Below are 4,876 nucleotides of genomic sequence, written 5' to 3' on the forward strand. Positions count from 1 at the left end.
AAGCATTTTACCATGTCGGGTGTAACGGTCATGGTTAAACGGGATGGCTCCGCAATAGTAGCGGTGAATTGTTGGTTACAACCTTGCGCATCGGTGACTTTCAGCTGATAGGTACCTGCCTGTAGTTGGTTAAACTGCGGCGTGCTCTGAGTAGTTGTATTCAGCGTGTATGCATATGGGATAGTACCGCCGCCAGCAGTTAAACTGATATTTCCGTTGCCATTTCCATAACAGTCAATATCCTTAACAGTGGCTACCTGTGCTACCAGTGGCTGCGGCTCAGTAAGCACTACAGGCAGATTGCTGGTACAACCTTGTTGATCTGTGATGATGATATTGTAATTACCTGCGGTCAGTTGAGTAAACGTACCGGTTGACTGGTTGTTGCCGCCAATAGCAAAAGTATATCCTGGCGTACCGCCACTCACCGTCATATCAATCATACCGTTACTCAGTCCGTTACAACTGATGTTTTGGGTACTCAACAGCTGCGGTTGCAGGGCTGTAGGCTGATTTACAGCAGTAGACAACTGGATCTGGCAGGTATAAGGTACGTCGCGTACCACTACATTGTAGGTTTGGCCGCCAGCTATGTTATTGAAGGTCGGGGAAGACTGCCAGGTCCCACCATTCAGTGAGTATTCATAAACTCCCGTTCCACCTGTAACGCCTGAGATCACCACCTTACCATCGGCTTTACCGAAGCAGGTGGCATCTGTGGCAGCAATGCTACCATGAATAGATACCGGCCCGTATGGAGAGATTCCTTGGTTGATCGTACAACCAGCGGCATCGCGAACATATACGATGTAATCTCCATTATTCAGATTGGAGAACACGTTAGTGTTGGCGTAGTTGTTATTATCCAGGCTGTATTGATAAGGCGTTTTTCCGCCCTGTGCCAGGGTCACCGTAATACTACCCTTATCTGCGCAGGTGGCAGGTGGGTTACTGCTCAATGCCATGGCTAATGGCGCATACAGTTCCACGATCGGAATCGTAAAGCTGGTAGTACAATTATTGGCATCTTTGATCACCAGCGGATAATTCTTCTTGCCCAGATTGATCCAGGAAGGATTGGTCTGGAAACTGCCCCCATCTAGCTGATAGCTGTAACCGCCGGCTCCGCCTGTACCTTGCAGTTGCAAGGCTCCGGTCTGATCGCCGGCACATAAGATATCTGTTTTGCTGATGATGCTGTAGTTGAGCGCACTAAATGCTGTTACCGTCGCAGGAATACTGGCTGTACACTGATTCGCATCTTTTACTGTAATGGTATAAGCGCCTGCGGCTAATCCGTTGAAAACATTATTTGTCGTGTAGCCGCCGCCGTTAATTGCATAACTGTAAGGCCCTACGCCTCCTGCTCCTGCTACTGTTACCCCTCCATTATTGCCGCCGTTGCAGGTCACTTTACGTTCGTCCGTGATCGTTAGACTGACTACTGTAGGCTCAGTAATAGTAACTGTACTGGATTGCTGACAACCATTTTTATCCTGTACAATGATTTTATGATCCCCTGCGGATACTGGGAAGTTGGCCACAGATTGGAAACTGCCATTATCCAGGGCATAGTTATAAGGTGTTGTACCACCGTTTGCCTGAATGGTAATACTGCCGCTGCTGCCGCCATTACACAGCACAGGAGTGGAAGTGGTAGTGAAAGCTAGTAACGTTGGTTGAGAGACCGTAGTGGTGGTACTCGTTTTACAGCCTTTGGTATCCTTGGCATAAATAGTATAGTCGTTAGCGGTAAGACTACCGAAAGTCTGGCTACCGGAATAGGCGATATCATCTTTACTGAAAGTATATCCGCCATTGCCGCCTCCTACATTGGTAACACTGATGCTACCATTAGATTGACCATAGCACAAAACAGGACTGGCACTGATGGCTAAGGACATGGCGTTAGGCTGCGCAATATTCACAGCAGGCAATTGTACTTCACAACCATTATCGTCCTGGGCTTTGACCGTATAGCTACCAGCAGGCAGGTTATTGAAAACGCCCGAGGTATTGGCGATGGTAGGTGCTGTACTTAAGAAGAACCGCACATTACCGGTTCCACCGCTGGCCACTACGGAGAAGCTGCCGTCGGAGAGGCCGTTACAGCTCACTGGCACAACAGTCCCTGTCTGGCTGATTTGCAGTTGGCTCGGAGTATTGATCTTTACATTATTCTGAAAACCGGAACAGCCTTTACCGTCTTTTATATATACGGTATAAGTGCCTGCCGGCAATTGATCGATGATCGTATTGCTCGTCCAGCTTGTATTATCAGTACTATAGCTATAATTACCGTCGCCATTAGCGCCTTGCAGGGAAATAATCTGGCCAGTATGGGTATTATAGCAAAGTACATCGCGGGTTTGCAGACTAACGCTAACGGCTAGAGGAGGCTCGCCCACTACGGCTGTTTGAGCAGATGAACTACATTCATTAACGTCGTCTACCCGTAGGGTATAATTTCCAGCGCCTACACGCATCACATTCGATGGTTGGTAACCAGTACCAACGATTAAATATTTATATCCGCCGCTACCGCCAGTTGCCGTAATGGTAATATTTCCATCGGTGCTGCCTTTACAGATGGCATTGCTGGTAGTGTAAGTAAAGCTCACCGGTGTAGGACTACCTACTGTTACCGGGTGATGCATCTCTACACCTCTACTATCCTGTACGTATACTTCGTAAGTGCCTGCAGACAAGTCTTTGAACAGATTATCATTGGCACGATATACGCCGTTGTCCAGTTTGATTTTATACGGACTGCTACCACCAGTGATCTTAATGGTAATACCACCATCGGAGAATCCAGCGCACTTCACAGATGCAGGAGTAGCGGTGAAGTCCAGCGGCTCCAGCGGTATGCTCACAGGGGCAGGACTAATACAACCTTTGCTGTCACGCACCCATACATTATAGGTGGCTGCAACGAGTCCGGTAAATGTATTACTGGATTGCCAGTTCGTTTTATCCAGACTGAATTCATACGGCGCAGTACCGCCGGTTCCTGTAAGTGTGATCTCTCCGTCTGCGGTAGTGCCGGAAGGAGCTTTGGGTGTGTAGTTGGCTATTGCAACTGCGGCAGGTGTGGTGAAATTGAACGTTTTACTACAATTATTCTTATCATAGTAAGTAATGAGATAAGTGGTGGCCGGTTGTAAGTTCGTAAAGAGATTATTCACTGTAGCGGCGCCACCATTCAGGGAATAGGTATAAGGACTGGTTCCACCGACAGCTGTAACTGTAAGTGCAGGATTACCTCCTACACAAGAAAGTGTGGTAGTGGCGGATAAGTCCTGCTGAATAGCAGCAATTTCCAAGACCTTTACATCTGTCACGCACTTGGAATCATCGCTTTCTACCGCTATGCTATATTTTCCAGGCGGTACCGAAAAAGTAGCACTCGGTGTGTTTATTACCGGGTTGGATGATTCCGGCCCCACAATGCTCACCACCAGTGGTACTGATCCATCATACACAGTACCGTCGGAGTAAACAAAGTTATTAAATACAATTGCCCCTTTACCTCCATAACATAATTGATCTATTGGACTGACTGATGGTGTAGGAACGCGTTTCGTGAAGGAAATACCCTGCAACGTCGGAAAACTCATATTTCGAAACTTGTTGCTATAATCGGCTTCTGCCCGAATGGATAACTGACTTGTCGGATCGAGGTGTAAGACATTCCTAATATAATCTGCCGTCAGGTGAATATCTTTGGTGGTAAGGGCCGTCGGAAATGTGCTTCCTCCAGTTCCAATATACCAACGAACATTTGTAGGTTCATCAGGCAATGAAAAATCGGCCACAGCATCAGCACAATACAAGTTTTTTCCTTGCTGGTTAATAATCGCAATAGGAATCTCTGTAAAACCTCCATACATCCCGAATCGCCAACAGTTCGTTTGCACGCTGGGCACCTCTCCCCAGATGACATCTGGGGGAAAACTAAACCTGGTAAACTCCCCATCTGCACTTGCACCCATCGAAGTGAGAGGACTCGAAAAATATATGTCCTCGTCGTGCGTGTAATCCAGTTGATTAAAATTATCACTAAAATTGAACGTCTCTCCGCTTTTTGTCGTTAAAAAAATGGATGGTGACGCCAGTGTAGAGCATCCGCCAGACTCATTCATCCAATTCATCATAAAATGGACTTTGGTACGGTAAATTTTCACTTGAGCAGTCGCATCATTTACCACCATCGTCAACAACAACATCAATAAAGTCTTAAAAGTATATCTCATAGGCAGTTAATCGGGGTATAAACTCCCGAATATCTTTTAAATTATACGATGTTTTCTTATTACAATTTTATCATTTTTCGAACCTCATACTCTTTATCTGCTTGTACCCCTATCAGGTAAGTTCCTTGTGGCAAATTGCCAATGCTGAATGGCACTTCATGATTCTTCGCATTAGGCGAAGTACGCATCTCCATGAGGTTACCGTCATTAAAGTAAATCAGTCGGATCGTTACAGGCGCTTCTTTGGAGAGCTCCACATTTACTTTAAACTGACCCGTAGTTGGGTTAGGGAATACGGTGATATTTCTGATCAGTTTTTCACGGTATCCTAAGAGGCTGTCTACATTTCCTCTTTCCTGTTCTGGCAATACGATCACCGTTTTTGTGATTGCATCCGCACATTCTCCTAGTCGCGTGAACAGTTGAATATTATAGGTTCCTGTTTTATTGAATAGCAACTGTCTTACGCTACCATCGGCGCTGGCCCCAGCCTCTTTGATGCCTTCAGGGAAAGTCCATTCCAAAGCCAGTGGCTTAGGTTTGGAGATATCCACCAGGATCAGCGTATCGCCAAGGGTGTTGTAGGAAGACATGAGGAAATCAGCTTTCAGTACGCTCAA

At 46.4% G+C, this 4,876-nt stretch carries 2 protein-coding genes; both read right to left on the reverse strand.

Features of this window, described 5'->3' with window-relative positions:
* Positions 1-4,256 (reverse strand): SprB repeat-containing protein (locus CLV59_RS28695; RefSeq protein ID WP_146616353.1); only part of this gene is annotated, 4,256 nt, incomplete at its 3' end.
* Positions 4,257-4,315: 59 nt separating this feature from the next.
* Positions 4,316-4,876 (reverse strand): T9SS type A sorting domain-containing protein (locus CLV59_RS28700; protein ID WP_146616354.1); only part of this gene is annotated, 561 nt, incomplete at its 5' end.

This window comes from Chitinophaga dinghuensis, from assembly GCF_003259435.1.
Taxonomy (GTDB): domain Bacteria; phylum Bacteroidota; class Bacteroidia; order Chitinophagales; family Chitinophagaceae; genus Chitinophaga; species Chitinophaga dinghuensis.